The organism is Roseateles sp. GW821-FHT03B02 (assembly GCF_059421025.1).
Genome location: NZ_JBWKUV010000003.1, coordinates 252,679 through 279,370, shown reverse-complemented (window position 1 = coordinate 279,370; position 26,692 = coordinate 252,679). Strand labels below are relative to the sequence as shown.

Sequence of the window (26,692 nt, the reverse complement as noted above, 5' to 3'; positions counted from 1 at the left end):
GAGGCAGGGCGAGGCCCTCGCGGCGCGTCGGAGGGTCTTCAAGACCTGGCCCGGTCCGAGTTCAGCATGGCTTGCAACAGCACATTGCACCCCGCCTCGATGTGCTCTGGCTTGGCGTCCTCGATCTCGTTGTGGCTGATGCCGTCCTTGCAGGGGATGAAGATCATGCCGGCCGGGGCAAGGCGGGCCATGTAGACGGCGTCGTGGCCGGCGCCTGACACCGCGCGCATGTTGCTGTAGCCCAGCGCGTCAGCGGCCTTCTGCACGGCGGCGATGCAGTCGGCGTGGAAGGGCTGGGCCGGGTAGGCACTGACCGGCGTGATCTCGATGGGCAGGCCGCTGTTGGCGCTGAGCCTGGCAGCCACCGCGCGGATATCCGCGTCCATCGCCTCGCACAGCGCGTCGGTCGCGTTGCGCAGGTCGATGCTGAACTTCACGCGGCCTGGGATGACGTTGCGGCTGTTGGGGTGCACCTGCACCATGCCCACCGTGCCGCGGCCGTGCGGTGGGTGGCGGTGGGCGCAGGCGACCACTTCCTGCATCAGCTTGGTGGCGACCTGCAGCGCGTCCTTGCGCAGGGCCATGGGCGTGGGGCCGGCGTGGGCTTCCATGCCGGTGATGACGCAGTCGTACCAGCGGATGCCCAGCACGCCGGTGACAACGCCGATGGTCTTGTCATGGTCCTCCAGCACCGGACCCTGCTCGATGTGGGTTTCGAAGTAGGCGCCGATGGGGTGGTCGCCGGGCACCTGGCTGCCGATGTAGCCGATGCGTTCCAGCTCGCCCTTGACCGTCTTGCCTTCGGTGTCGGTGGCCGCGTAGGCGTGTTCCAGCGTGAAAGCCTGGGCGAACACGCCCGAGCCCATCATGACGGGCACGAAGCGCGAGCCTTCCTCGTTGGTCCAGAAGGCAACCTCGATGGGGGCCTCGGTCTCGATGCCGTGGTCGTTGAGCGTGCGCACGACCTCGATGCCGGCCAGCACGCCATAGTTGCCGTCGAACTTTCCGCCGGTGGGCTGGGTATCGATGTGGCTGCCGGTCATGATGGGCGGCAGGCTGTTGTTGCGGCCGGGGCGGCGCATGAAGCCGTTGCCGATCTGGTCGATGGTGACCGTCATGCCGGCCTCGCGTGCCCAGCGCGTGACGAGGTCGCGGCCCTGCTTGTCGAGGTCGGTGAGCGTGAGGCGGCAGACGCCGCCTTTCTGGGTTGCGCCGATCTGCGCGAGCTCCATCAGCGAATCCCACAGGCGCTGGCCGTTGATTCGCAGCTTCGAGGTGTCCATGTCGGTGTCCTTCAACGGGCGACGGCGGTGGGGGCCAGATCGTGGGCGCGCTTGGCCGCGGCGTCGAACTGCGGGCCGAACGGCGGGCGCTTCAGGTAGCGGCCCTTGCCGGCTTCAGCGCGCAGGTCACCGCGGGCGAACACGACGCAGCCTTGCGAGATGGTGTGGCTGGGCACGCCGCGCACCGTGCGGCCCTCGAAGATGTTGAAGTCGTTCTTCGAGAACTGCGTCTTGGCGCTCAGCGTCTTGGTGCCGGCCGGATCCCACAGCACGAGATCGGCATCGGCACCTTCCGCGATGACGCCCTTGCGCGGGTACATGTTGAACAGCTTGGCCGCGTTGGCTGACGTGATGGCGACGAACTCACTGGGCGTGAGGCGGCCGGAGTTGACGCCCGCATCCCACAGCACCGCCATGCGCTCCTCGACACCGCCGCAGCCGTTGGGGATCTTGGCGAAGTTGTCGATGCCGGCGGCCTTCTGGCTGGCGCAGAAGGTGCAGTGGTCGGTGGCGGTGGTGTGCAACTGGCCGCTCTGCAGACCGCGCCACAGGAACTCCTGGTGGATCTTGGGGCGGAAGGGCGGGCTCATCACATAGGCCGCGGACTTGGCGAAGTCGGGGTCGCGGTAGACGCTGTCGTCGATGAGCAGATGGCCGGCCAGCACTTCGCCGTACACCCGCTGGCCGCGAGCCCGCGCCCGGGCGATGGCCTCGGCGCTCTCGATGCAGCTCACGTGCACGATGTAGATGGGCACGCCCAGCACATCGGCAATCGCAATCGCGCGGTTGGCGGCCTCGCCTTCCACCATCGGCGGGCGGCTCAGCGGGTGGCCCTCGGGGCCGGTGATGCCCATCTTGGCGACCTCGGCCTGCAGCAGGTAGACCAGTTCGCCGTTCTCGGCGTGCACGGTCGGCATGGCGCCGAGTTCGAGCGCACGCTTGAAACTGTTCACCAGCGTCTCGTCGTCGCACATGATGGCGTTCTTGTAGGCCATGAAGTGCTTGAAGCTGTTCACGCCTTCCTCGCGCACGAGGGTGCCCATGTCGTCGCTGACCGTCTTGTCCCACCAGGTCACGGCGACGTGGAAGGCGTAGTCGGCCGCCGCCTTCTCGGCCCAGCTGCGCCAGGTGCGATAGGCGTCCATCAGCGGCTGCTGCGGGTTGGGGATGACGAAGTCGATGATGCTCGTCGTGCCGCCGGCCAGGGCCGCGGCGGTGCCGGTGAAGAAGTCGTCCTGCGTCACCGTGCCCATGAAGGGCAGCTGCATGTGGGTGTGCGGGTCGATGCCCCCGGGGATCAGGTACTGGCCGGTGCCGTCCAGCGTCGTCGTGCCGGCCGGGGCTTCGCGCACGGCGCGCTGGCCGAGGGCGGCGATGCGGCCGTCGACGCAGAGGACATCGGTGCGCGACTCGGCGTCGGCGTTGACGACGACGGCACCACGAATCAACAGGGAACTCATGTCGCGCTCCTCGTGAGCGGTTGGTGTTGGGCCTTGCCGGCCATCAGGACGCCGTAGACGACAGCGGCAAGGGCCAGCCCGGCGAACCAGGCGTAGGTGTAGATGGCCTTGAAGGCGGCGCCGACCTCGGGGAAGGCAGCCGGGAAGGCGGCGTTCAGGAAGCCGGGGATGTTGGGTGCCACGCCGACGAAGAAGGCGAAGACGGCTGCCATGTTCCAGCCACCGCGGTAGCTGTAGCGCCCGCCTTCGCGGTAGAGCTCATCGACGGCCAGCTCGGTCTTGCGCAGCACGTAGTAGTCGACGATCAGGATGCCCGCCACTGGCCCCAGCAGCGCCGAGTAGCCGATCAGCCAGGTGAAGATGTAGCCCTCGGTCGAGGCCAGGATCTTCCACGGCATCATGACGATGGCCAGGCCGGCCGTGATGATGCCGCCGAGCTTGTAGCTGACCTTGCCCGGCGCCAGGGCCGAGAAGTCGTAGGCCGGGCCGACGAGGTTGGCCGCGAGGTTGACGCTGACGGTGTCGATCAGCAGCACGATCAGCGCGATGAGCACGGCCGCACCCGTCATGCGGCTGGCCAGGTCCACCGGGTCCCACAGCGCCTTGCCGTAGATGACGACGGTGGCCGAGGTGACGAACACGGCGAGTGCGGCCAGCAGGCCCATGGGCGCCGGCAGGCCGATGGCCTGGCCGACGAGCTGGTCGCGCTGGCTCTTGGCGAAGCGGGTGAAGTCGGGAATGTTCAGCGCCAGCGTCGCCCAGAAGCCCACCATGGCGGTCAGCGAGGGCCAGAACACGGCCGAGAACTGCCCGGCCTTCTTGCCACCTTCGACGAAGGCCGAGGGCTGGTCCAGGATGGGCCCGAAGCCGCCGGCCTTCTCCCATGCCCACCACAGCAAGACAAAGCAGATGACGATCTTGATCGGCGCCGTCCAGGTTTCGAGCTTGCGGATGGCGTCGATGCCGTGCACGACGAACCAGAACTGCAGGGCCCAGAACAGCAGGAAGCAGCCGAACTGCGCCGCACTGATGCCCAGACCCGGCAGCGGGTCGCCGGCCAGCGGATGGCCCATCAGCACGCCGGCCAGCGTGTAGATCATCTGGCCACCAAACCAGGTCTGGATGCCGTACCAGCCGCAGGCGACGAGAGCACGAAGCAGGGCCGGCAGTCGCGCCCCCTGCGTGCCGAACGAGGCCCGCGCCAGCACCGCGTAAGGAATGCCGTACTTGGCGCCCGCATGGCCGATCAGCAGCATGGGCACCAGCACGATGAGGTTGCCCAGGAACACCGTGCCGACCGCCTGGCTCCAGCTCATGCCCGACTCGATGAGGCTGGCGGCCAGCGTGTAGGCCGGGATGCACATGACCATGCCCACCCACAGCGCGGCGAAGTGATACCAGCGCCAGGTGCGCTGAGCGGCTGTCGTCGGGACGAGGTCAGGGTTGCTCAGCGTGGGGTCGGTCATGGGGCGTTTCCGTGGTCGTCAGGTGTTCTGCGGGAAAGCAAATTGCGGGCCCTTGGGCGTCGAGTCCGGCCAGCGCTGCATCACGGCCTTGTGCTTGGTGTAGAAGCGCACCGCCTCGGGCCCGTAGGCATGGTGGTCGCCGAACAGGCTGCGCTTCCAGCCGCCGAAGCTGTTGAAGGCCATGGGCACCGGCAGGGGCACGTTCACGCCCACCATGCCGACCTGGATGTGGTGCACGAACTCGCGTGCCACGTGGCCGTCGCGGGTGAAGATGGCCACGCCGTTGGCGTACTCGTTGGCCTCGATCAGCGCGATGGCCGCAGCCAGGTCCGGCACGCGCACGACGCACAGCACGGGGCCGAAGATCTCCTCGGCGTAGCAGCTCATGTCGGCGCTGACGCCATCCAGGATGGTGCCGCCGACGAAGAAGCCGTCCTCATGACCCGGCACGCGCAGGCCGCGGCCGTCCACCACGGCGGTGGCACCGGCTTCCACGCCTTCGCCGATCAGCCGCTCCACGCGCTGCTGCGAGGCGCGCGTGATCAGCGGGCCCATCTCGGCGCCGGCCTGGTGGCCCTCACCGATCTTGAGGGCCTTGACCTTGGGCGCGAGCGCGGCGACGAGCTTGTCGCCCACGTCGCCCACCGCCACGGCCACCGAGATCGCCATGCAGCGTTCGCCGGCCGAGCCGTAGGCCGCGCCCATCAATGCGTCCACGGCGCCGTCGAGGTCGGCATCGGGCATGACGACCATGTGGTTCTTCGCGCCACCCAGCGCCTGCACGCGCTTGCCGTGGGCGCTGCCGACCTTGTAGATGTGCTCGGCCACCGGCGTGGAGCCGACGAAGCTGACCGCGGCGATGCCAGGGTGGGCCAGGATGGCGTCGACGATGTCCTTGTCGCCCTGGACGACGCTGAACACGCCGTCGGGCAGGCCGGCTTCCTTCAGCCAGGCGGCCATCAGCAGCGCGGCCGACGGATCGCGCTCGCTGGGCTTGAGGATGAAGGCATTGCCGCAGCCGATGGCGATGGGGTACATCCACATCGGAACCATGGCCGGGAAGTTGAACGGCGTGATGCCGGCCACCACGCCCAGCGGCTGGCGCATGCTCCAGGCGTCCATGCCACGGGCGATCTGCTCGGTGTACTCGCCCTTGAGCAGCTGCGGCATGGCGGTGGCGAACTCCACCACTTCGATGCCGCGCGCCACCTCGCCGACGGCGTCGGGCAGCGTCTTGCCATGCTCGCGCACGATGGCGTCGGCCAGCTGCTCGCGGCGCTCCTGCAGCAGCGTGAGGAACTTGAACAGCACGCGGGCGCGCGCCAGCGGCGGGGTCTGGCTCCAGGCCTTGGCGGCATGGGTCGCGCCGCCCACTGCGGCGTCCAAGTCGGCCACGCTGCCCAGCAGCAGGCGGCCCTGCACGGCGCCGGTGGCGGGGTTGTAGATATCCTGCTGGCGATCACCGCTGCCGCGCGTGGCAGCGCCGTTGATCCAGTGGCCGACTTCGTACTGACTCATCTCGATTCCTTCAGGCGCACCCGGCGCGCAGGGGGTTGTTGGGGTGCGTGGTCCAGCTGGCATGGCTGCCGTCGATGACGCGACCGGTGCGCGCATCGGTCTCGCCCGGCTGGAGGGCACGCATCGTGATGGTGCCAGGGACCGGGCAGATCGACACGCACAAGTTGCAGCCGACACACTCGGCTTCGTTGACGTGGAAGTGGCGCTTGCCGTCTTTCGTCGCAAAGATGGCCTGGTGCGAGGTGTCTTCGCAGACCACGTGGCAGCGGCCGCACTGGATGCAACTGTCCTGGTGGATGACGGCCTTCTCGACGTGGTTGAGGTTGAGCTGGTTCCAGTTCTTGACCGTGGGAACCGCCCGGCCCTGAAAGGACTTCAGGTTGGCGTAACCCTTTTCGTCCATGAAGTTGGCGAGGCCCGAGCACATGTCCTGCACGATCTTGAAGCCGTAGACCATGGCGGCCGTGCAGACCTGCACCGTGCCGCAGCCCATGGCAATGAATTCGGCCGCGTCGCGCCAGGTGGTGATGCCGCCGATGCCGCTGATGGGCAGGCCGGCGGTCGCCTGGTCACGCGCGATCTCGGCCACCATGTTCAGCGCGATGGGCTTCACCGCCTGGCCGCAGTAGCCGCCGTGCGAGCCCAGGCCGTCGGTGGACGGGCTCATGATCATCGTTTCCAGGTCCACGCCCATCACCGAGTTGATGGTGTTGATGAGGCTGACCGCATCCGCACCACCCGCCTTGGCCGCGCGGGCCGGGAAGCGCACATCGGTGATGTTGGGCGTGAGCTTCACGATGACGGGCATCTTCGTGTGCTTCTTGCACCACTCGGTGACCTGCTGGATGTACTCCGGCACCTGGCCCACGGCCGAGCCCATGCCGCGCTCGCTCATGCCGTGCGGGCAGCCGAAGTTCAGCTCCACGCCGTCGGCGCCGGTGTCGGCCACGCGCTCCAGGATGGCCTTCCAGCTCGCCTCGTTGACCGGCACCATCAGGCTCACCACCATGGCCCGGTCGGGGAAGTCGCGCTTCACGCGCTTGATCTCGTCGAGGTTGACCTGCAGCGGCCGGTCGGAGATCAGCTCGATGTTGTTGAAGCCGATGACGCGGCGGTCCTGGCTCCACAGTGTCGCGTAGCGGGGGCCGTTGACGTTGACCACCGGCGGGTCCTCGCCCAGCGTCTTCCACACCACGCCGCCCCAGCCGGCCTCGAAGGCGCGGCGCACGTTCACCTCCTTGTCGGTCGGCGGGGCCGACGCGAGCCAGAAGGGGTTGGGGCTCTTGATGCCCAGGAAATCGGTGCTCAGGTCAGCCATGGGCCACCCCCGTCAATGCTGCGTGAATGGACTCGGCGGCGCGCTTGCCGTGCTCGACGGCGTCCACCGTCAGATCGCGCCCGCCGTGGCGGCAGTCGCCGCCGGCCCAGACGCGGGCCAGGCTGGTGCGGAATTGCGCGTCGGTCTTGATGCGGCCACCCTGCAGCTCGATGCCGGCGCCAGCGGGGGCCGCCTCGTAGGTCTGGCCGATGGCGCGCAGCACCATGTCGGCTTCCAGGAAGAACTGCTCGCCCGTGTCCACCAGCTGGCCGCCTTCGAGCCGCGTGGCCGCGAAGCGCATGCCGCGCAGCGCACCGCCCTCGGCCTCGACGGCCAGCGGCCGCGCCCAGCAGCGGATCGTCACGCCATGCGTCTGCGCCCAGTGCTGCTCGTGCGTGGAGGCCGACAGCCCCTCGGGCCCACGGCGGTAGACCATGGTGACTGCTTCAGCGCCCAGCAGCCGGCTCTGCACGGCCGCGTCCACCGCCGTCATGCCGCCGCCGATGACGACCACCCTGCGGCCCACCGGCACGATCTCGGGCGCGCTCTGGCGCAACTCGGCGATGAAGTCCACCGCGTCGCGCAGGCCCGTGATCTGGGGCTCGGCAATGCCCAGCGCATTCACGCCCGCCAGGCCCAGGCCCAGGAAGACAGCGTCGTGCCCGGCCAGCAGGCCGTCCAGCGTGACGTCGCGGCCGAGGCGGCAGTTCGCCTTGGTCGTGATGCCGCCGATGCTCAGCAGCCAGTCGATCTCCTGCTGGGCAAAGCCGCCGGCGACCTTGTAGGTGGCCAGGCCGTATTCGTTGAGTCCGCCCAGCTTGCCATTGGCGTCGAACAGCGTCACCTCATGCCCGCGGCGTGCCAGGCCATGGGCCGCCGCCAGCCCCGCCGGGCCGGCGCCGACGACGGCAACGCGCTTGCCGGTCGCGACCGCACGCTCGAACAGCGGCCTGCCCGGCCGGGCCAGATGCCCTTCCACGGCGTAGCGCTGCAGCATGCCGATCTCCACCGGCTTGCTCTCGTTGGTGTTGCGCACGCAGGCCTGCTCGCACAGCACCTCGGTCGGGCAGACGCGGGCGCACATGCCGCCCAGCGGATTGGCCGTCAGGATGGCCTCGGCTGCGCCGCGCACGTTGTCCTGGGCCACGCGCTGGATGAAGCTCGGGATGTCGATGCCGGTCGGGCAGGCCGTCTGGCAGGGCGCATCGAAGCAGTAGTAGCAGCGCTCGGCCTCGATCAGCGCCTGCGTGCGGTTCAGCGGCGGATGGGCGTCGGCGAAATTGCGCTCGTAGTCGGACGGCGCCAGGCGCCCGGATTTCAGATCGGCAAGGTCCACGGGAGTCTCCCAGGCGAAAACAGGCAAACATTACTACCCTGTAAAACTTGACCGAAGCGTAAAAACCCGCAGGGCCGGCATGGTGCAGCCCGTCAAAATGCGGTGCATGACCGAGACCGCCACCGTGACGCGCATCCCGCGCGCCGCCACCCTGCGCAAGCAGGAGGCCATCCTTGCCGAGGCCGAGCGCCAGTTTGCGCGCTTCGGCTTCGAGGGCGTCAGCCTGGACAGCATCGCCGCGGTGCTGGACCTGTCGCGCCAGAACCTGCTCTACCACTGGCCCAGCAAGGAAGATCTCTACCGCGCCGTGCTGGACAGCGTCATGGGCGAATGGATGGCCAGCATGAACGCCATCACCGAGGCCGACGAGCCCGAGGCGGCCATCCAGAACTACGTGGCCGTCAAGCTGCGCTTCAGCCGCGAGCGGCCCAGCGGCAACGCGGTCTTCACGCGCGAGATCATGGCCGGCGCGCCGCGCTACCAGGACGTGCTCAAGGCCCAGGTCATGCCGCTGCTGCATGCCGACGTCGAGCGCTTCGAGCGCTGGGCGGCCGAGGGCCGCATCCAGCGCCTGGACTTCACGCACCTGATGTTCCTGATCTGGTCGTCCACCCAGGCCTACGCGGACCTGGCGCCGCAGTTCGCCCTCTACATGGGCAAGCCGCGCCTGGAGGAAGCCGACTTCGAGGCCGCGCGCGAGCTGATCACCAGCCTGATCTGGCGGAGTCTGAAGATCGGATGAGGCGAAGGCTTGCCCTCGCGGCACTGGCCTGGACGGGCTGGGCCGGCGCCGCGCCACCGGCCGACCCCGCCGCCCGGCTCAAGGCGCAACTGAAGGCCCAGGCCGACGCCTGGGACCGTGCCATCGTCGCCAGGGACCGCGCTGCCATCGAGGCCAACATGGCCGCCGACTTCCGCCAGATCGACGGCCGCGGCAACGTCGAGACCAAGGCCAGCTTCGTCGACGGCCTCGTCTCGCCCGACCTCGCCCTGGACCCCTACACCGTCGAGGACTTCGAGGTGCGTGTCTATGGCGACACGGCCCTGCTCAGCGGCCGCACCCACATGACGGGCAGCTACCAGGGCCAGGCCTTCAAGAGCCATTACCGCTACATCGATGTCTACGTGAAGCGCGGCGGCGCCTGGCGGATCGTCAGCGTGCAGATCAGCCCGGTCAAGGACTGATCAGGGCTTCTTCCAGCCCGCGTCGCGCGCCGCCTTCTCCTGCTCGGCGTTCAGCGCCTCGCCGGCCATGCTGGCGTCGACGGCGGCAAGCACCGAAGGCGGCAGCGCGCTGGCGGCCTGGCGCATGCCGGCGGCCGGCGCAGCGACCGCGGCCACCTGCTGCAAGGCCCACACGCCGTCGCCCTCGCGGCAGGCCAGGCCCGCCGTCGCGGCCGTCGAGAAGCTGCGGCACCAGCGGCCGTCCCGGGCCCTGAAGCTGATCTGCACGGCCACCGCGCCGGCGTCGTCGCGGGCCAGCTGGCGTTCCAGCGCCTTCGCGACGCTGCCGGTCGCCACCAGCCGGCCGCGGTCCAGCGCATCACCATCCGACGGCGCCAGCCGCGTGCCCAGCACGGTGCCCAGCACCAGCGTCGCCGCCATGCCGCCCCAGGCGGCCCAGCTCGACATGGCCCGGCGCTGTGAGCGCGCGGCGCCGAGGTCGACGACCTGCGCGGCCGGCTCGGCCAGCAGGGCCTTCAGCCGGTCCGGCACGGGCTCGTCCAGCACCGCACCGAAGGCGGCGGCCATGCGGCGGCGCTCGGCCTTCAGCAGTTCATCGTCATCGCGGCTCATGGCCACTCTCCCAACAGTTGCTGCAGCGCCTCGCGGGCGCGGGCGAGGCGGCTCGTCACGGTGCCCACCGGCACGCCCAGCGTCTCGGCGGCCTCCTGGTAGCTCAGGCCCTCCACGAGCACGAGGCCCACGACGACGCGGTGCTCTTCGCTCAGCCTGGCCACGGCTTTGCGAACGAGGGCGGCGTCGAGCTGCGAGCCCGCGGCCGTGCCGTCGCCGACCTGCTCGCCCGCTTCCTCGGGCAGGAAGGTCTGGCCGCGCCGCTCTCGGGCGCGCAGTTCGTCGATCCAGGCGTTCTGCATGATTCTGAACATCCAGCTGTCCAGACGCGTTCCAGGCGTCCACTGGTCGGTGCGGGTCAGCGCCTTCTCGATGGCGGCCTGCACGAGGTCGTCGGCGTCCTCGCGCGAGTGCGCCAGCGTGCGGCCGAAGCGGCGCAGCCGTGGCAGCAGCTCGGCGATGGCCTGGCGCAGGTCTGGAAGGGATTCGGGCATCGATGCAGAGACAACGGGCGAGACATGGATTTTCTTCCGGGCCTCGCTCGTTATCCTCGCAAAAGTCCCATGAAAGCCGTCTTCGCACTGTCCATCGCCACTGCGCTGAGCGCGCCGGCCCAGGCCCAGTTGCGCCTGCCGCAGCTGCCGGGCGTGTCGCGCCTGCCCGGTGTGGTGGACCGCGTCGTCGACCGCGTGGTGCAACCCCTGCCCGAGCTGCTGCCTGCCGGTACCCAGCTCGCGGACCTGCGGCTGACGACGGTGCGCGACCTGCTGCGCCGCCATCCGGACGTCATCGAGGCCGACCCGCGCGGCGAGCCGATCCGCCGGCGCGAGCTGGTGCTGCTGTCGCCCGGGGAGGCGGCGATGGCGGCGGCGACCGCTCTGGGCCTCGTCAAGCTGCGCGAGGAGGTCTGGCCCGAGCTGGCGCTGAGCGCGGTCGTGCTGCGCGTGCCGCCGGGCCTGGACACGGCCGAGGCGCTGGAGAAGCTGCGCGCCGCCCAGCCCGATCTGCAGGTCGATTTCAACCATCTGTATTCGCGCAGCGGCGAGGTGGCGGCGGGCGGCGCTGGGGCGTCCGCCCCGCCGCGAGGCGCGCTGCGCATCGGCCTCATCGACGGCGGCGTGGACCGCCGCCACGCGGCGCTGCGCCACGCGGCCGGCGCCAGCTTTGGCTGTGGCGGCAGCGCCCTGCCCAGCGAGCACGGCACGGCGGTCGCCTCGTTGCTCGTCGGCCGTGACCGCGGCTTTGCCGGCGCGGCCGTGAAGGCCGAACTCTTCGCGGCCGACGTCTATTGCGACCAGCCCTACGGCGGCTCGGCCGAGGAGGTCGTGCGCGCCCTGGCCTGGATGGCGCGCGAGCGCGTCGCCGTCGTCAACCTGAGCCTGGTCGGGCCGCACAACCGGCTGCTGGAGCAAGGCGTCGCGGCCCTGGTCAGGCGCGGGCATCTGCTGGTGGCGGCGGTGGGCAATGACGGGCCGGCCGCGCCGCCGCTGTTTCCGGCCGCCTACCCGGGCGTCGTCGGCGTGACGGGCGTGAACTCGTCGCGGCGCGCGCTGCCCGAGGCGGCCCAGGGTCCGCAGGTGCTGCTGGCGGCGCCCGGGGCGGAACTCGGCGTGGCGCGCAGTGGTGGGGGTTACGGCGTCGCTCGCGGCACCTCGTTCGCGGCACCGCTGGTGGCCGGGTTGCTGGCCGCGGATTTGCGCGAGCCTGATCCGGCGCGGGCTGCGGCCGCCGTCGAGCGCCTGGCGGCTTCGGCCGTCGATCTCGGCGCGCCCGGCCGCGATCCCGTCTACGGCCGCGGCCTCGTCGCCGAGGACCTGCGCGTCGTGCCCGAGCAATTGCAGGCCCGCCAGGCGCGCTGACACACAAAGCGTTGCATCTGGGCCGGGAAGGAAGTAGGGGCGGCGGGCGTTGTACTCGGTGAAAGGGCCGGAATGGCTGGCTCTTCCGCAACGACACCCGGAGATCCATCATGTTTGCAACCCGTCGCACCCCTGTTCTTCGCACCACGCTGCGCATCGCCGCCGTCGCCATCGGCCTGCTCGCCTCCCATGCCCATGCTCATGCCGGCCTGCTCGGTGGCGGCGCCGGGGGGCTGACCGGCGGACTCACCGGCGGCCTGAACGGCGCGCTGTCGCCGCGCCAGCTCGATGTCGGCGGCAAGGCCAACGGCTCGGCCAATGCGGAGGGTTCCCTCGTCAAGGGCTCGGTCGACAAGACCAAGGGCGCCGTCGGCGGCGTCAAGGACGCGGCGGCGGCCAAGGTCGGCGAGGTGAAGTCCACGGCGGCCGACAAGGGGGGTGAGCTGAAGACGGCCGGCGAGGGCGCCAAGGACTCGCTGGGCAATGCCTCGGGCAGCGCCGACGGCAGCGTCAGCGGCGCGCTGAAGCAAGGCGACAAGCCGGCAGCGGCGACGCCGGCCACCCCGGCCACCGCGCCGGCCACTCCTGCGGCGCCCACTGCGCCCACGGCTTCCATGACGCCCGCCAAGTCGGCTTCGCCACTTGCGCTTGGCGGCACCGCGAGCGGCAGCGCCAGCAAGCAGGACCTCGGCGGCAGCGCCGGCGGCCAGGCCAGCGGCCGCAATGGCCAGGTTGCCGGCAGCACCTCGGCCAAGGCCTCGCGCACCGACAACGGCGTCGCGCTGAACGCTGCGGCCGACGGCTCGGCCAAGCGCTGACCGGCGCGAGGGCCCGGGCGCCAGCAGCCATCCGCTGGCGACCCGTGGGCCGCCCGGCCTGATCGAGTGTTCAGCCTGTGCTCAGAGCTTGAGCAGCGCTTCCAGGTTGACGCGCAGCTTCAGCTCGGCTGGCGCGAGGCTGGCGGCGATGGCCTGCGAGGCCAGGCGGGTGTCACGCGGTACCGGATTGCTCAGTGGGCTGCCGCTCTTGCCGAGCAGCGCGGCCACCAGCGGTTCGTTGGCGCTGAAGCCGCGCTTGAAGACGATGCCGACCTCGCCGTTGGCCAGGCGCACGATGCTGCCTGGCGGGTAGAGGCCCACCACCTTGATTAGCGCCGCGCCGGCTTCGTCGGGCTGCTGGCGCTCGTCGAGGAAGACGGCGCGCGCCGCGGCGGCGCCGCTGAGGGCCTGGCGGCTGCGGCGCGGCGACAGGCGGGCGCCGAAGATGTCGATGCGCCGCAGCAGGCGGGCGAGCTTCTCGCCGTCGCTGCGGCCGGCGAGGGGGCCGGGGCCGGCCTCGTGGTGCAGGCGCACTGCGGTCAGCCAGGCCTCGTTCGCGATGCCGATCTGGGCCAGCCGTTGCGCCGCGCGGTCGCCGTGGGCGACCAGGGCCTGGCGCTGGGCGGACGTGGCGGCGTCGACCTGTGCCGCGAGGCGGTCGTGCACGGCGCCGGCGCCGTAGTTCATCGTCAGCGCGGCGCCCTGCAGGGGCTCGCGCAGCGCGGGCGGCAGCTGCAGCTGCTGGGCGACGAGGTCGGCCAGCAGCAGCGTCAGGAGCGCGTGGCGGGCGCTGTAGTCGCCGAACTCCTGGCTGCTCTCGAAGATCAGCAGCATCAGCGTCGCGTCGGGGTGGGCGTGCAGGCGCTTGAGCGCCGCGTCGCGCAGTCCGGCCAGGCGGCCGGCGAAGTCGACCGGCTCGGCCTCGCGCAGCAGGGTGTGGGTGCGCAGCAGCAGGTCCGACCAGGCCTCGCGCGGGCCCGGCTCGATCCGGGTTGCCGCGGGCTGGTCCAGGCGGAAGCTGGAGTCGGCCTTGGCGATGTCTGACAGGGGCACGTCCTGCATGACCAGGGTGTCGAGCCGGTGGGCCCGGGCGCGCTGGTACTCCATCGTGTCCTCGGAATTCACCCAGGCGCCGCCGTCGACGAGGCTGCGAACCAGCGGCGAGTCGCGCAGCACCTGGCCGCGCGCGAACAGCAGCTTGCCGCCGGCGTCGAATAGGTCGTAGGGCAGGGTCATGCCCAGACGCAGCGTGCGGGCAGGGAGGGGGATGAGGTCGGAGGCCATGGACCGCAGCATTCTGATGGGCCTTCGGCGGGAGCAAGCCAAACTTGAGCGACGGCGAAGGAGGCGCTGCGTAGAATTCCCGCCTTCATCCGAGGAGCGCTGCGAGGTTTTCCCCAGGCTCGGATCGTTTTTCCAACGGCGCTCATCGATCTCCCCGCGCGGACTGCCTCGATGACCCTCTCGCCTCCCCCTCTCAAGCTCTCCGGCCTCGAACCCGTCGCCATCGACGCCGACAGCCTGTTCGTCAACATCGGCGAGCGCACCAACGTCACCGGCTCCAAGGCCTTCGCCCGCATGATCCTGGCCGGCCAGTTCGAGGAGGCGCTGGCCGTGGCCCGCCAGCAGGTCGAGAACGGCGCCCAGGTCATCGACATCAACATGGACGAGGCCATGCTGGACAGCCAGGCGGCCATGGTGCGCTTCCTGAACCTGATCGCCGGCGAGCCCGAGATCGCCCGCGTGCCGATCATGATCGACTCGTCCAAGTGGAGCGTCATCGAGGCCGGCCTGAAGTGCATCCAGGGCAAGGGCATCGTCAACTCGATCTCGCTGAAGGAAGGCGAGGCGGAGTTCAAGCGCCAGGCCAGGCTGGTGAAGCGCTACGGCGCCGCGGCCGTAGTGATGGCCTTCGATGAACAAGGCCAGGCCGACACCTTCGCCCGCAAGACCGAGATCTGCGCGCGGGCCTACCGCATCCTGGTGGACGAGGTGGACTTCCCGGCCGAGGACATCATCTTCGATCCCAACATCTTCGCCATCGCCACGGGCATCGAGGAGCACGACAACTACGCGGTGGACTTCATCGAGGCCACGCGCTGGATCAAGACCAACCTGCCGGGCGCCAAGGTGTCGGGCGGCGTGAGCAACGTGTCGTTCAGCTTCCGCGGCAACGAGCCGGTGCGCGAGGCCATCCACACCGTGTTCCTGTACCACGCCATCCAGGCGGGCATGGACATGGGCATCGTCAACGCCGGCATGGTGGGCGTGTATGACGACCTCGACGCCGAACTGCGCGAGCGCGTGGAAGACGTGGTGCTGAACCGCCGCCCCGATGCCGGTGAACGCCTGATCGAGATCGCCGACCGCGCCAAGAGCGCCGGCAAGGACGACTCCGCCCGCCTGGCGTGGCGAGCAGGCGACGTGAACGCGCGGCTGTCGCACGCGCTGGTGCATGGCATCACCGACTTCATCACGGCCGACACCGAGGAGGCCTGGCAGGCCATCAGGGCCGCGGGCGGCCGGCCGCTGCACGTCATCGAAGGGCCGCTGATGGCGGGCATGAACGTCGTCGGCGACCTGTTCGGCGCCGGCAAGATGTTCCTGCCCCAGGTGGTGAAGAGCGCGCGTGTGATGAAGAGCGCCGTGGCCCACCTGCTGCCCTACATCGAGGAGGAGAAGCGCCTGCTGATCGAAGGCGGCGGCGACGCCAAGCCCAAGGGCAAGATTGTCATCGCCACCGTCAAGGGCGACGTGCACGACATCGGCAAGAACATCGTCACCGTCGTCCTGCAGTGCAACAACTACGAGGTCGTCAACATGGGCGTCATGGTGCCGGCCCAGGACATTCTCAGGAAGGCCAAGGAAGAAGGCGCGGACATCATCGGCCTGTCGGGCCTGATCACGCCCAGCCTCGAAGAGATGCAGCACGTGGCGGCCGAGATGCAGCGCGACGACTACTTCGCCTCGCGCAGGATGCCACTGCTGATCGGGGGTGCGACGACCAGCCGCGTGCACACGGCCGTCAAGATCTCGCCGCACTACGAAGGCCCGGTCGTCTACGTGCCGGACGCGTCGCGCGCCGTGGGCGTCTGCACCGAGCTGCTCAGCGACGAGCGCGCCGCGGCCTACGTCGCGGAGTTGAAGGCCGACATCGAGAAGACCCGCGCGCTGCATGCCGGCAAGAAGCAGACGCCGCTGGTCACGCTGGCCGAAGCGCGCGCCAACAAGGCGCCGCTTGATCTGGGCCGCGTCGCGCCGGCGCCCAAGTTCACAGGCCGCCGCGTGCTGAAGAACCTGGACCTCGCCGAGCTCGCCCGCTACATCGACTGGGGGCCTTTTTTCCAGACCTGGGACCTGGCCGGGCCTTACCCCGCCATCCTCGACGACGAGGTGGTCGGCTCGGAGGCGCGCAAGGTGTTCGCCGACGCCCAGGCCATGCTGAAGAAGATCATCGACGGCCGCTGGCTGCAGGCGCACGCCGTCTTCGGCCTCTACCCGGCCGCGCGCGTCAACGACGACGACATCGCAGTCCGCAGCGAGCCGCCGCTGACCTGGCACGGCCTGCGCATGCAGTCGGAGCGGCCGGTCGTTGACGGCGTGAAGCGGCCCAATCGCTGCCTGTCCGACTTCGTGGCGGAGCAGGGCGATCACGTCGGCCTGTTCGCCGTGACGGCGGGGCTCGGTGTGGACAAGAAGGAGGCCGAGTTCCTGGCCACGCACGACGACTACTCGGCCATCCTGCTCAAGGCCCTGGCCGACCGCCTGGCCGAAGCCGCCGCCGAATGGCTGCACGAGCGCGTGCGCCGCGAGTTCTGGGGCTATGCCGCGGCCGAGGGCCTCAGCAACGAAGAGCTGATCGCCGAGAAGTACCAGGGCATCCGCCCCGCGCCCGGCTACCCCGCCTGCCCGGACCACCTCGCCAAGCGTGACCTGTTCAAGGTGCTGGCGCCCGGGGAGATCGGCATGGGCCTGACCGACAGCATGGCCATGACGCCGGCCGCCAGCGTCAGCGGCTTCTACCTGGCCCATCCGGACGCGGCCTATTTCAATGTCGGTCGCATCGGCGACGACCAGCTCACCGACTGGGCTGCGCGCTGTGGCCTGAGCGACGCCGATGCGCGCCGCGCACTGGCGCCGCTGCTCGGCTGACACGAACGGATACAGATCCGGCCGTTCGGTCGCGCCGCGTTGCGGCCCTGTCCTACAGGGCGCCGCGAGGCGCGGCCGCATGCTTGTCCTATCTCTCAACAACATCGGAGGCCCCATGTCGACCCCCACGCTCCCCATCAAGTCCACTCAGATCGTTGCCGGCGTCGCCGTCGTGATCGCACTGCTGGGCGGTGCCTACGCGGTCGGGCGGTCGCAGGGCAGCGAGCCGGTTGCCGAGGCCGCGCCCCCGGCGGCCACCCAGCGGCTGGCCAGCGCCGACGCCGCGCGCGAGCCGGCGCGTGATGCCCACCGGGCACCGGTCGCCGAGCCGCAGCAGCAGGCCCAGCCAGCCCTGTGCCAGAGCTGCGGCCGCGTGACCGATGTGCACACCGAAGCCCGTCATGGCAAGGCCAGCGGCGTGGGTGCGGTGGGTGGCGCCGTCGTGGGCGGCCTGCTGGGCAACATGGTGGGCGGCGGCAATGGCCGCAAGCTCGCCACCGTGGCGGGTGCCGTTGGCGGCGGCTACGCCGGCAACGAGATCGAGAAGAACCAGAAGACCTACACCGTCTGGGTGGTGCAGGTGAAGGAAGCCGATGGCCGCCTGCGCCGTTTCGAGCGCAGCGCCGACCCGGGCCTGCGCGTCGGCGACGAAGTCCGCCTGACCGAAAACGGCTTCGCGCGCGTCTGACCTGACGGCGCTCAGGCGCCCACGGCCGCGGGCAGGCCGCGCCTGAGCTGGATGGCCTCGGCCACGTGGGCCGGCGCGATGACCTCGGCGCCGGCCAGGTCCGCCACCGTGCGGGCCACCCGCAGCGCGCGGTGGAAGCTGCGCGCGGACCAGCCCAGCTTCTCCGCCGAGCAGTCCAGCAAGGCCTTGGCCGCGGGCTCCAGCACCGCATGCGTCGCCAGATCCTGGGCCTGCAGCAGTGCATTTGACACGCCCTGCCGCTCATTGGCGCGGGCCCGCGCCGCGGCCATGCGGGCGGCGACCACTGCGCTGCTCTCGGCGGGTGCCAGCGCCTGCAGCTCGCGCGGCGGAATCACCGGCACCTCGATGAGCAGGTCCAGACTGTAAAGGAAGTGGCCGCTGAGCCGCCCCTGGTAGCGCGCCACCTGGTCGGGCGTGCAGCGGCAGGCCTTCAGCGGGTTGCCGAGATGGCCGCACGGGCAGGGGGTCATGGCCGCGACGAGTTGGAAGCGTGCCGGGAACTCGGCCTGGCGCGCGGCGCGCGAAATGAGGATGCGGCCGGTCTCCAGCGGCTCGCGCAGCGCTTCCAGGGCGGCACAGGGAAACTAGTGGTTCGTCCAGGAAGAGCACGCCATGCTGGGCCAGCGAGATTTCGCCCGGTCGCGGCGGTGAGCCGCCGCCGACGAGTGCCACGCTGGACGCCGAGTGGTGCGGCGAGCGCATCGGCCGCTGCCCCCAGCGCGCGATGTCGAACTGGCCGGCCAGGCTGAGCACGGCGGCGGACTCCGGCGCGGCGTCGTCGTCCAGTGGCTGCAGCAGCCCGGCCAGGCGCTGGGCCAGCATGGACTTGCCGGTGCCCGGCGGGCCGCTCATCAGCAGCGAATGACCGCCGGCCGCGGCGATCTCCAGCGCCCGCTTGGGCGCAGCCTGGCCCTTGATGTCGGCCAGGTCGTGCAGGCTGGCATGGCGTTCGCGCGGCAGGGCCTCGGCACGGGGCAGAGCCTCGCCTTCGGGCTGGAGTGCGGCGACGACGTCGAGCAGATGCCCGGCCTGGCGCACCACCAGGCCGTCGACAAGGGCCGCTTCGGCTGCGCTGGCCTGAGGCAGCAGCAGTTCGTGCCCAGCACCGGCCCGGCGCAGCGCCAGTGCCATGGCGAGGGCGCCACGCACCGGACGCAACTCGCCCGCCAGCGACAGTTCGCCCGCGCACTCGAAGCGCGAGGCGGCCCGCGTCGATCTGGCCGTTGGCGGCCAGCAGGCCTAAAGCCATGGGCAGGTCGGCCGGGGCCAGGTTCACCGTATAGCTTGTTGGCTGGAAACGAGAGCCCGCTGTTCTGCAGCGCCGCCCGTACCCGCTCGCGGGCTTCCTTGACCTCGGCGTCTGCGAGGCTCACGACGGTGAAGCTCGGCAGGCCGTTGGCCAGGCGGACCTCCACCGTGACCGGCGCGGCGGTGAGGCCGTCGAGGGCGCGGCTGTGGACGGTGGCGAGGCTCATAGGGGGACGGATGGCGGCTTGTGGGGCGGCGACGGGGCAGTCCAGCCCCCGGTTTCGCACGGCCCGGCGGTGCTTTTCCCGTGGACGCACGTTCAAGGTGCAATGCCGCGCCTGATCTGGTCCAGTTTGGTGCGTGAATCTGGGTTGTGGGCGTGTGCGGCCCAGATTTGTGCGGTCGGCCAAGGGGTGGCGCTTGGCACGGAAGCTGCAAATACCCGCCGGACTGCCTTTTCCCCAACCTGAATTAGGAGCCCCGCCATGAAGTTGTCCCCTTCGCTGCTCGTCCTGGCCATGTCCGCGGTCGTCCTGCCCGCGTTCGCCGATGAGCCGGCACCGGACCCGCTGTCGTTCAACGTCGGCGCGGTCACCGAGTACCGCTACCGCGGCATCTCCCAGACCCGCCTGAAGCCGGCCCTGCAGGGCGGCATCGACTACGCCGACCCGAGCGGCTTCTACGTCGGCACCTGGGCTTCGACGATCAAGTGGATCAAGGACGCGGGTGGCGATGCGGGCGTGGAGATCGACCTCTACGGCGGCTACAAGACCGAGGTGGCCAAGGGCCTGACGCTGGACGTCGGCCTGCTGCAGTACTACTACCCGAGCAACAAGCTCAACCCCAGCGCCAACACGCTGGAGGTCTATGGCGCGCTGAGTTTTGGCCCGGTGACGGCCAAGTACTCGCACAGCACGACCAACCTGTTCGGCTTCGCCGACAGCAAGGGCTCGGGCTATTTCGACGTGACGGCCAACTTCGACCTCGGCGACGGCATGACCCTGTCGCCCCACGTCGGCCACCAGACCGTCAAGCACCTGTCGGCCGCCTCGTACACCGACTACTCGCTGACGCTGGCCAAGGACTTCTCGGGCCTGGTGCTCAGCGGCGCCGTCATCGGCACGGACGCCAACAAGACGGCCTATGCCAGCCCGGTCAACGGCAAGTTCATGGGCAAGACCATGCTGGTCGTCGGCCTGAAGAAGACCTTCTAAGAACTCACTGGAGCGCGACATGAAACTGATCACTGCCGTCATCAAGCCCTTCAAGCTCGACGAGGTGCGTGAGGCCCTGAGCGCCATCGGCGTGCAGGGGCTGACGGTCACCGAGGTCAAGGGCTTCGGCCGCCAGAAGGGCCACACCGAGCTGTACCGCGGTGCCGAGTACGTCGTGGACTTCCTGCCCAAGGTGAAGATCGAGGCCGCCGTGAACGACGACGTCGTCGAACGCGTCATCGAGGCCATCGAGTCCTCCGCCCGCACCGGCAAGATCGGCGACGGCAAGATTTTCGTGTCGCCGCTGGATCAGGTCGTTCGCATCCGCACCGGCGAAACCGGCAACGACGCGCTCTGAAGCGCGCTCATAACAACCGTTTGGAGAACACTCAAATGAAGAAACTCCTCGCCGGCCTCGCGCTTGCCGCCGGCCTGCTCGCGCCAGCCGCCTGGGCTCAGGACCCGGCCTCGGCGCCCGCTTCCGCAGCCGTTGCGACGGCCACGGCGGCCACGGCGGCTCCGGCGGCCGATGCGGCCTCCGCTCCCGCCGCCGCTGCGGCCTCGGCGCCGGCCGATGCCGCCTCGGCCCCCGCACCCGTGCCCAACAAGGGCGACACTGCCTGGATGATGCTGTCCACGCTGCTAGTCATCCTGATGACGGTGCCGGGCCTGGCCCTGTTCTACGGTGGCCTGGTGCGCAGCAAGAACATGCTGTCGGTGCTGATGCAGGTGATGGTGGGCTTCTCGCTGATCGTCGTGCTGTGGTGCCTGTACGGCTACAGCTTCGCGTTCACCGAGGGCAACAAGTTCATCGGCGGTACGGATCGCCTGTTCATGAAGGGCCTGTGGGACAACGTCGCCGGCACCTTCGCCACCGGTGCCACCTTCAGCAAGGGTGTGCCGATGTACGAGATGGTGTTCGCCGCCTTCCAGGCCACCTTCGCCGGCATCACCGCCTGCTTGATCATTGGCGCCTTCGCCGAGCGCATCAAGTTCTCGGCCGTGCTCGCCTTCCTGACGCTGTGGTTCACGTTCAGCTACCTGCCGATCGCCCACATGGTCTGGTTCTGGGCCGGCCCGGATGCCTACACGGCCGCTGCCGTGGTGGATGAAACCAACGCCAAGGCCGGCATGATCTGGCAGTGGGGCGCGCTGGACTTCGCCGGCGGTACCGTGGTGCACATCAACGCCGCCGTTGCCGGCCTGGTGGGTGCCTTCATGGTCGGCAAACGTGTCGGCTACGGCAAGGAAGCCTTCACGCCGCACAGCCTGACGCTGACCATGGTCGGTGCCTCGCTGCTGTGGGTGGGCTGGTTCGGCTTCAACGCCGGCTCCGCACTGGAAGCCAACGGGTTCGCGGCTCTCGCCTTCATCAACACCTTCGCCGCCACGGCCGCCGCCGTGCTGGCCTGGTGCATCGGTGAGGCGCTGCTGAAGGGCAAGGCCTCCATGCTGGGCGCCGCCTCTGGCGCCGTCGCCGGCCTGGTGGCCATCACCCCGGCCGCCGGTAACGTCGGCATCGGTGGCGGCCTGGTCATCGGCTTCGTCGCCGGCTTCGCCTGCCTGTGGGGCGTGTCGGGCCTGAAGAAGATCCTCGGCGCGGACGACTCGCTGGACGTCTTCGGCGTCCACGGCGTGGGCGGCATTGTCGGTGCGCTGCTGACCGGCGTGTTCAACAGTCCCAACCTGGGCGGCCCGAGCGCCGTCGGCGACTGGGTCACCGCCGCGATGATCGCGCCGGACGCCTACTCCATCGCCAGCCAGGTCTGGGTGCAGACCAAGGCCGTGCTCGTGACCATCGTCTGGTCGGGCGTCGTCTCCATCGTCGCCTACAAGCTGGTGGACCTGACCATCGGCCTGCGCGTCACAGAAGAGGAAGAGCGCGAAGGCCTGGACATCTCGTCGCACGGCGAGACGGCCTACCACAAGTAAACCGCTGCCCCGCGCAGTGCCGAGCCGCCCTCAGGGGCGGCTCTTTCGTTCCGGGCGGGCTCAAGCCGCGGCTATGCTGCCCCGCCATGGACGTGATCACCCTGCTGGCCGCGGTGCTGGTGAATGCGCTGCTGATGATGCTGGCCTTGGCCGTCAGCGTCGGCATGCGCGTGCGCAGCGGCCTGCAGGCCTGGCAGTTCACGCTGCTGGGCCAGGCGGCCGGCTTCGGCCTGCTGATCGCGTCGACGCAGACGCTGCCGCGCCTGCTGGCGACGCTGGGCGTCATGGCGCTGAGCGGTTCGGCCTCGACCATGGTGCTGACGGCCGGGCGCTTCCTCGGCCTGCCGACGGCGCGGCCCGGCCTGCTGCTGCCGCCCCTGCTGCTCGGCGCCGTGCATGTCTTCATCTTCCAGGACCAGCGGCTGGCCACCGGGCTGACCAACCTGACCATCGGGCTGCAGATCGTCTGGGCCAGCGGGCTGCTGCTGGCCGGCGCGGGCCGCGTGCGCTGGCGCTGGCTGTGCGGCGTGGCCGCGGCGGCCAATGCGCTGTTCACGCTGGGGCGGGCGGTGCTGGTGCTGGGCTGGCCCGAGGTCTACCCGCGCTTCATCGCGCCGCACCCGCTGAACTTCGCGTCGCTGATGCTGCTCAATGCCAGCCTGGTGCTGGGCACGATGGGCTTCCTGCTCGCCCACCGCGACGCCGCCGAGCAGGCCCTGGTGCGACTGGCCTCGCTGGACCCCCTGACCGGCCTGCTGAACCGCCGCGAATGGATGCAGCGCGCCAGCCGGGCGCTGGGGGCGGCCGACGATGGCGCGGTGCTGCTGATGCTGGACCTGGACCATTTCAAGCGCGTCAACGACGAGCGCGGCCACCCGGTCGGCGACGAGGTGCTCAAGCTGGCCGGCGAGGTGCTGCGTGGCGAGCTGCGCGCCAGCGACCTCGTCGGCCGCTACGGCGGCGAGGAGTTTTGCCTGCTGCTGCGCCACTGCGAGCCCGAGGCCTTCGGCCGGCTGGACGCGCGCCTGCACCAGGCGCTGCGCCGGCGCTGCGAGGCCAGCCTGGGCTTCGTCGCCGACTTCAGCGCCGGCGCCGTGCGCGTGCAGGCGGGCGAGACCCTGGCTGCCGCCATCAAGCGGGCCGACGACCAGCTCTACCGTGCCAAGGCCGCCGGCCGCGGCCGCACCTGCTGCGACGACGGCGTCTTGTGATCCCGTCCGCTGCCCCCACGTGTGCCGCCCGCCGGTTCTGACATCATTCCGCCATGGTTCCCCATCTGATCACTGCCCTGAACGGCCCCATCAATGAGCTGGAGGCCCGCATCCTGGAATCCATGCCGGCGACGGAACGCTGGTTCAGGCTGGAATGGATGGAGCACACGCCCACCTTCTACGCGTCGGTGGACCTGCGCAATGCCGGCTTCAAGCTGGCGCCGGTGGACACCAACCTCTTCCCCGGCGGCTTCAACCACCTGACGGCGCAGATGCTGCCCCAGGCCGTGCAGGCGGCCATGGCGGCCATCGAGAAGATCTGCCCCGAGGCGCGCAACCTGCTGGTCATCCCCGAGACTGGCGCACGCTGCAGCTTCTACCTGGACAACCTCGCCACGCTGGCGCGCATCTTCACGCAGGCCGGCCTGAACGTGCGTTTCGGCACGCTGGACACGGCCATCACCGAGCCCACCGAGCTGAAGATCGCCAACGGCGGCAGCATCACCATCGAGCCCCTGGTGCGCAAGCGCGGCCGCCTCACGCTCAAGGGCTTCGACCCCTGCACCATCCTGCTCAACAACGACCTCTCCGCCGGCACGCCGCCGCAGCTGATGGGGCTGCACGAGCAATACCTGCTGCCGCCGCTGCACGCCGGCTGGAGCGTGCGGCGCAAGAGCCAGCACTTCCGCGCCTACGAGGAGGTGGCCAAGCGCTTCGGCAAGCTGCTGGGCATGGACCCCTGGCTGATCACGCCGATGTTCCAGGGCGTCGACATGCACGGCAAGAAGGGGCTGGAAGCGCTGCAGACCGCGGCCGACGCCCAGCTGACCAAGGTGCGCCGCAAGTACAAGGAATACGGCATCAACGAGAAGCCCTTCGTCATCATCAAGAGCGACGTGGGCAGCTATGGCCGCGGCGTGATGACGGTGCGCGACGCCAAGGACATCGAGACCCTGGCCGAACGCCTGCCCGAGAACCTGGGCCAGGAGGTCATCGTGCAGGAGGGCGTGCCCACGCACGAGCGCGTGCACGAGGCAGTCGCCGAGCCGGTCGTCTACACGATGGACCGCTACGTGGTGGGCGGCTACTACCGCGTGCATGCCCACCGCGGCATCGACGAGAACCTCAACGCGCCCGGCGCCAGCTATGTGCCGCTGGCCTTCGCCGACTCGCCCCACCTGCCGCGCCCGGGCGAGAAGCCGGGTGTCAGTGCGCCCAACCGCTTCTACATGTACGGCGTCATCGGTCGCCTGGCCATGCTGGCGGCCAGCTACGAGCTCGAAGCGACCGACCCGCAGGCGGAAGCCGAGGCCGCCTGACCGGCCCGGTCAATACGCCGCTGCCCCGGGGGCGTCAAGCCTCGTTTGTGCGGTTTTGCTGCACTGCACAAAACACCAAAAGCGAGCGCAGAATCCCCACTTTCGAACAAACGCCACCCGCCCCAAGCCGGTGGCCCTCGTGAAGTGAGTTCTTCCCACGCGGCTCGCAGCCCCTCGGCGCTGGCGGGCCTGACCCTCGGCGCCCTCGGGGTCGTCTACGGCGACATCGGCACCAGCCCGCTGTACGCCCTCAAAGAAGTCTTCCATGGCGGCCACGTCGTCACGACGCCGGACAACATCCTCGGCGTGCTCTCCCTGCTGTTCTGGACCCTGACCGTCGTTGTCTCGATCAAGTACGTGCTGCTGATCCTGCGCGCCGACAACAACGGCGAGGGCGGCCTCATCGCCATGCTGGCCCTGGCCACCAACGCGGTGAACGACAAGCCCGCGCTGCGCCGCTCGCTGATGCTGGTGGGCCTGTTCGGCACGGCCATCTTCTTTGGCGATGCCGTCATCACGCCGGCCATGACGGTGCTGGGTGCCGTCGAGGGCATCGACGTCTACGAGCCGCAGCTGCACGACGCCATCCTGCCGATCACCCTCATCGTCATGACCGGCCTGTTCGCCGTGCAGCGCTTCGGCACCGGCGGCATCGGCAAGGCCTTCGGGCCGGTCATGCTGGTGTGGTTCCTGGTGCTGGCCGCGCTGGGCCTGCCCCACATCTTCGAGAACCCCCATGTGCTGGCGGCCGTCAACCCGCTGTACGCGCTGCACTTCTGCCTGGAATACCGCTGGGTGGCCTTCGTGGCGCTGGGCGCCGTCGTGCTGGTGGTGACCGGCGGCGAAGCGCTGTATGCCGACCTCGGCCACTTCGGCAAGAAACCCATCCGCATCGCCTGGTACGGCGTCGTCATGCCGGCCCTGGTCATCAACTACTTCGGCCAGGGCGCCATGCTGCTGGACGACCCCAGCGGCGTGAAGAACCCCTTCTTCCTGCTGGCACCGTCCTGGGCCGAGATCCCGCTGTTCCTGCTGGCCACGCTGGCGGCCATCGTCGCGTCGCAGGCCCTCATCACGGCCGCCTTCTCGGTCACCAAGCAGGCCATCCAGCTCGGCATCCTGCCGCGCCTGCGCATCCTGCACACCAGCGTGCGCGACATCGGCCAGATCTACGTGCCCTTCGTGAACTGGGGCCTGTACGTGCTGGTCCTCGTGGCGGTGGTGTTCTTCGGCTCGTCGAGCAAGCTGGCCGGCGCCTACGGCGTGGCCGTCACCATCGACATGACCATCACGACGGTGATGACCTTCTTCGTCATCCGCTTCGGCTGGCGCTACCCGCTGGCGCTTTGCGTGGCGGCCACCGGCATCTTCTTCCTCATCGACGTGACATTCCTCGCGTCCAACCTGCTGAAGATCGCCGCCGGTGGCTGGTTCCCGCTGCTGATCGGCATCGGCATGTTCACGCTGATGCTGACCTGGAAGCAGGGCCGCAAGCAGCTCTCCGACAAGCTGCGCGAGGACGCCATCGAGCTGACCACCTTTCTCGAAGCCGTCTTCATCAACCCGCCCACGCGCGTGGCGGGCACGGCGGTCTTCCTGTCCGCCGAGAAGGGCTCCACGCCCAACGCGCTGCTGCACAACCTCAAGCACAACAAGGTGCTGCACGAGCAGAACGTGTTCGTCACCGTCAAGCACCACGAGGTGCCCTGGGTCAGCCGCGAGGAGCGCTGCGAGGTCGAGCCCCTGGGCAACCACTGCTGGCAGGTGGCGCTGCACTTCGGCTTCAAAAACGAGCCCGACGTGCCCTATGCGCTGGAGCTGCTGAAGAAGCATGGCGTCCAGCTGGAGGACATGGAGACCAGCTACTTCCTCAGCCGCGACATCGTCATCCCGACCATCGGCTCCGGAATGGCGCTGTGGCGCGAGAAGCTTTTCGCCAGCATGCACCGCAACGCGGCCGCGGCGGCTGACTTCCTGCACCTGCCGACCAACCGCATCGTCGAGCTGGGTAGCAAGGTCGAGATTTAGGGCCTGCTGCCGTCGTGTTAGCAC

At 69.7% G+C, this 26,692-nt stretch carries 21 protein-coding genes, 1 pseudogene and 1 riboswitch; of the genes and pseudogenes, 12 read left to right on the top strand and 10 right to left on the bottom strand.

All coding sequences use genetic code 11. The features are described 5' to 3' along the window. Positions 1-38: 38 nt before the first annotated feature. From AC07VX_RS11040 to AC07VX_RS11015, 6 genes are read right to left on the bottom strand one after another with little or no spacing between them, the layout of a single operon-like run. Positions 39-1,283, bottom strand: a complete 1,245-nt coding sequence (locus AC07VX_RS11040; protein WP_493164772.1) for a Zn-dependent hydrolase — start codon at positions 1,281-1,283, stop codon at positions 39-41. An 11-nt stretch (positions 1,284-1,294) separates the two neighbouring features. Further along, positions 1,295-2,743 (bottom strand): dihydropyrimidinase, encoded by a 1,449-nt coding sequence (gene hydA, locus AC07VX_RS11035; RefSeq protein WP_493164771.1) that lies wholly within the window; start codon positions 2,741-2,743, stop codon positions 1,295-1,297. Next, positions 2,740-4,209, bottom strand: coding sequence for an NCS1 family nucleobase:cation symporter-1 (locus AC07VX_RS11030; RefSeq protein WP_493164770.1), 1,470 nt, complete (start codon positions 4,207-4,209; stop codon positions 2,740-2,742). Before AC07VX_RS11030 ends, hydA begins: the two co-directional genes overlap by 4 nt. 18 nt (positions 4,210-4,227) lie before the next feature. After that, entirely contained in the window at positions 4,228-5,727 is a 1,500-nt protein-coding gene (locus AC07VX_RS11025) for a CoA-acylating methylmalonate-semialdehyde dehydrogenase (RefSeq protein WP_493164769.1), read from the bottom strand. A 10-nt stretch (positions 5,728-5,737) separates the two neighbouring features. Next, the gene (gene preA, locus AC07VX_RS11020) at positions 5,738-7,045 is read right to left on the bottom strand and encodes an NAD-dependent dihydropyrimidine dehydrogenase subunit PreA (protein WP_493164768.1); all 1,308 of its coding nucleotides are present in this window, start codon (positions 7,043-7,045) and stop codon (positions 5,738-5,740) included. Then, positions 7,038-8,381, bottom strand: a complete 1,344-nt coding sequence (locus AC07VX_RS11015; RefSeq protein ID WP_493164767.1) for an NAD(P)-dependent oxidoreductase — start codon at positions 8,379-8,381, stop codon at positions 7,038-7,040. The genes preA and AC07VX_RS11015 overlap by 8 nt, the downstream gene beginning before the upstream one ends. Before the next feature lie 106 nt (positions 8,382-8,487). Here AC07VX_RS11015 and AC07VX_RS11010 point away from each other — a divergent pair, with 106 nt between their 5' ends. Then, positions 8,488-9,123: a TetR/AcrR family transcriptional regulator gene (locus AC07VX_RS11010; RefSeq protein WP_493164766.1), complete on the top strand. Its 636-nt coding sequence runs from the start codon at positions 8,488-8,490 to the stop codon at positions 9,121-9,123. Then, a complete protein-coding gene (locus AC07VX_RS11005) occupies positions 9,120-9,566 on the top strand; it encodes a nuclear transport factor 2 family protein (RefSeq protein WP_493164765.1) in 447 nt (148 codons plus the stop codon). The genes AC07VX_RS11010 and AC07VX_RS11005 overlap by 4 nt, the downstream gene beginning before the upstream one ends. Here AC07VX_RS11005 and AC07VX_RS11000 read toward each other — a convergent pair whose 3' ends face one another. Continuing rightward, positions 9,567-10,178, bottom strand: a complete 612-nt coding sequence (locus AC07VX_RS11000; protein ID WP_493164764.1) for a hypothetical protein — start codon at positions 10,176-10,178, stop codon at positions 9,567-9,569. Then, positions 10,175-10,672, bottom strand: a complete 498-nt coding sequence (locus tag AC07VX_RS10995; protein WP_493164763.1) for an RNA polymerase sigma factor — start codon at positions 10,670-10,672, stop codon at positions 10,175-10,177. Before AC07VX_RS10995 ends, AC07VX_RS11000 begins: the two co-directional genes overlap by 4 nt. A 69-nt stretch (positions 10,673-10,741) precedes the next feature. Between AC07VX_RS10995 and AC07VX_RS10990 the strand changes: the two genes are divergently transcribed. Continuing rightward, positions 10,742-12,037 (top strand): S8 family serine peptidase, encoded by a 1,296-nt coding sequence (locus tag AC07VX_RS10990; protein ID WP_493164762.1) that lies wholly within the window; start codon positions 10,742-10,744, stop codon positions 12,035-12,037. 110 nt (positions 12,038-12,147) lie between these two features. Continuing rightward, the gene (locus tag AC07VX_RS10985) at positions 12,148-12,855 is read left to right on the top strand and encodes a hypothetical protein (RefSeq protein ID WP_493164761.1); all 708 of its coding nucleotides are present in this window, start codon (positions 12,148-12,150) and stop codon (positions 12,853-12,855) included. 81 nt (positions 12,856-12,936) lie between these two features. Here the strand turns inward: AC07VX_RS10985 and AC07VX_RS10980 are convergent, their stop codons facing one another. Continuing rightward, complete coding sequence (locus AC07VX_RS10980; protein ID WP_493164760.1) at positions 12,937-14,139, bottom strand: HD-GYP domain-containing protein; 1,203 nt, start codon at positions 14,137-14,139, stop codon at positions 12,937-12,939. An 85-nt stretch (positions 14,140-14,224) separates the two neighbouring features. Continuing rightward, positions 14,225-14,290: riboswitch (S-adenosyl-L-homocysteine riboswitch) on the top strand. Positions 14,291-14,310: 20 nt separating this feature from the next. Here AC07VX_RS10980 and metH point away from each other — a divergent pair. Beyond that, positions 14,311-17,007 (top strand): methionine synthase, encoded by a 2,697-nt coding sequence (gene metH / locus AC07VX_RS10975; RefSeq protein WP_493164759.1) that lies wholly within the window; start codon positions 14,311-14,313, stop codon positions 17,005-17,007. 115 nt (positions 17,008-17,122) lie between these two features. Beyond that, positions 17,123-17,695, top strand: a complete 573-nt coding sequence (locus tag AC07VX_RS10970) for a glycine zipper 2TM domain-containing protein (RefSeq protein WP_493164758.1) — start codon at positions 17,123-17,125, stop codon at positions 17,693-17,695. Positions 17,696-17,706: 11 nt separating this feature from the next. On the opposite strand, the pseudogene AC07VX_RS10965 reads toward AC07VX_RS10970, so the two are convergent. Beyond that, positions 17,707-19,191: pseudogene (locus tag AC07VX_RS10965) on the bottom strand (YifB family Mg chelatase-like AAA ATPase). Between the two features lie 258 nt (positions 19,192-19,449). Between AC07VX_RS10965 and AC07VX_RS10960 the strand changes: the two are divergent. The 6 genes from AC07VX_RS10960 (at position 19,450) to AC07VX_RS10935 (ending at position 26,668) form a co-directional block, all read left to right on the top strand. Beyond that, positions 19,450-20,178, top strand: coding sequence for a TorF family putative porin (locus AC07VX_RS10960; RefSeq protein ID WP_493164757.1), 729 nt, complete (start codon positions 19,450-19,452; stop codon positions 20,176-20,178). Positions 20,179-20,197: 19 nt separating this feature from the next. After that, positions 20,198-20,536 (top strand): P-II family nitrogen regulator, encoded by a 339-nt coding sequence (gene glnK, locus AC07VX_RS10955; protein WP_056192325.1) that lies wholly within the window; start codon positions 20,198-20,200, stop codon positions 20,534-20,536. A 35-nt stretch (positions 20,537-20,571) separates the two neighbouring features. After that, entirely contained in the window at positions 20,572-22,110 is a 1,539-nt protein-coding gene (gene amt, locus AC07VX_RS10950) for an ammonium transporter (protein WP_493164756.1), read from the top strand. Positions 22,111-22,196: 86 nt separating this feature from the next. Further along, positions 22,197-23,321 carry a GGDEF domain-containing protein gene (locus AC07VX_RS10945; protein ID WP_493164755.1) on the top strand — a complete coding sequence of 375 codons (1,125 nt, stop codon included), beginning with the start codon at positions 22,197-22,199 and terminating at the stop codon, positions 23,319-23,321. Positions 23,322-23,374: 53 nt separating this feature from the next. Further along, a complete protein-coding gene (gene gshA, locus AC07VX_RS10940; protein WP_493164754.1) occupies positions 23,375-24,640 on the top strand; it encodes a glutamate--cysteine ligase in 1,266 nt (421 codons plus the stop codon). A 144-nt stretch (positions 24,641-24,784) separates the two neighbouring features. After that, a complete protein-coding gene (locus AC07VX_RS10935) occupies positions 24,785-26,668 on the top strand; it encodes a potassium transporter Kup (protein ID WP_493164753.1) in 1,884 nt (627 codons plus the stop codon). Positions 26,669-26,692: the final 24 nt, after the last annotated feature.

What these genes read in the sequence shown, in the direction of transcription:
- AC07VX_RS11025 (WP_493164769.1), bottom strand. Translation starts at nt 5,727, where the DNA reads ATGAGTCAGTACGAAGTCGGCCACTGGATCAACGGCGCTGCCACGCGC.
- AC07VX_RS10980 (WP_493164760.1), bottom strand. Translation starts at nt 14,139, where the DNA reads ATGGCCTCCGACCTCATCCCCCTCCCTGCCCGCACGCTGCGTCTGGGC.
- AC07VX_RS11005 (WP_493164765.1), top strand. Translation starts at nt 9,120, where the DNA reads ATGAGGCGAAGGCTTGCCCTCGCGGCACTGGCCTGGACGGGCTGGGCC.
- amt (WP_493164756.1), top strand. Translation starts at nt 20,572, where the DNA reads ATGAAGAAACTCCTCGCCGGCCTCGCGCTTGCCGCCGGCCTGCTCGCG.
- AC07VX_RS10970 (WP_493164758.1), top strand. Translation starts at nt 17,123, where the DNA reads ATGTCGACCCCCACGCTCCCCATCAAGTCCACTCAGATCGTTGCCGGC.
- AC07VX_RS10990 (WP_493164762.1), top strand. Translation starts at nt 10,742, where the DNA reads ATGAAAGCCGTCTTCGCACTGTCCATCGCCACTGCGCTGAGCGCGCCG.
- AC07VX_RS11010 (WP_493164766.1), top strand. Translation starts at nt 8,488, where the DNA reads ATGACCGAGACCGCCACCGTGACGCGCATCCCGCGCGCCGCCACCCTG.
- AC07VX_RS11000 (WP_493164764.1), bottom strand. Translation starts at nt 10,178, where the DNA reads ATGAGCCGCGATGACGATGAACTGCTGAAGGCCGAGCGCCGCCGCATG.
- metH (WP_493164759.1), top strand. Translation starts at nt 14,311, where the DNA reads ATGACCCTCTCGCCTCCCCCTCTCAAGCTCTCCGGCCTCGAACCCGTC.
- AC07VX_RS11040 (WP_493164772.1), bottom strand. Translation starts at nt 1,283, where the DNA reads ATGGACACCTCGAAGCTGCGAATCAACGGCCAGCGCCTGTGGGATTCG.
- AC07VX_RS10995 (WP_493164763.1), bottom strand. Translation starts at nt 10,672, where the DNA reads ATGCCCGAATCCCTTCCAGACCTGCGCCAGGCCATCGCCGAGCTGCTG.
- AC07VX_RS10985 (WP_493164761.1), top strand. Translation starts at nt 12,148, where the DNA reads ATGTTTGCAACCCGTCGCACCCCTGTTCTTCGCACCACGCTGCGCATC.
- gshA (WP_493164754.1), top strand. Translation starts at nt 23,375, where the DNA reads ATGGTTCCCCATCTGATCACTGCCCTGAACGGCCCCATCAATGAGCTG.
- AC07VX_RS10960 (WP_493164757.1), top strand. Translation starts at nt 19,450, where the DNA reads ATGAAGTTGTCCCCTTCGCTGCTCGTCCTGGCCATGTCCGCGGTCGTC.
- preA (WP_493164768.1), bottom strand. Translation starts at nt 7,045, where the DNA reads ATGGCTGACCTGAGCACCGATTTCCTGGGCATCAAGAGCCCCAACCCC.
- glnK (WP_056192325.1), top strand. Translation starts at nt 20,198, where the DNA reads ATGAAACTGATCACTGCCGTCATCAAGCCCTTCAAGCTCGACGAGGTG.
- AC07VX_RS10945 (WP_493164755.1), top strand. Translation starts at nt 22,197, where the DNA reads ATGGACGTGATCACCCTGCTGGCCGCGGTGCTGGTGAATGCGCTGCTG.
- AC07VX_RS11030 (WP_493164770.1), bottom strand. Translation starts at nt 4,209, where the DNA reads ATGACCGACCCCACGCTGAGCAACCCTGACCTCGTCCCGACGACAGCC.
- hydA (WP_493164771.1), bottom strand. Translation starts at nt 2,743, where the DNA reads ATGAGTTCCCTGTTGATTCGTGGTGCCGTCGTCGTCAACGCCGACGCC.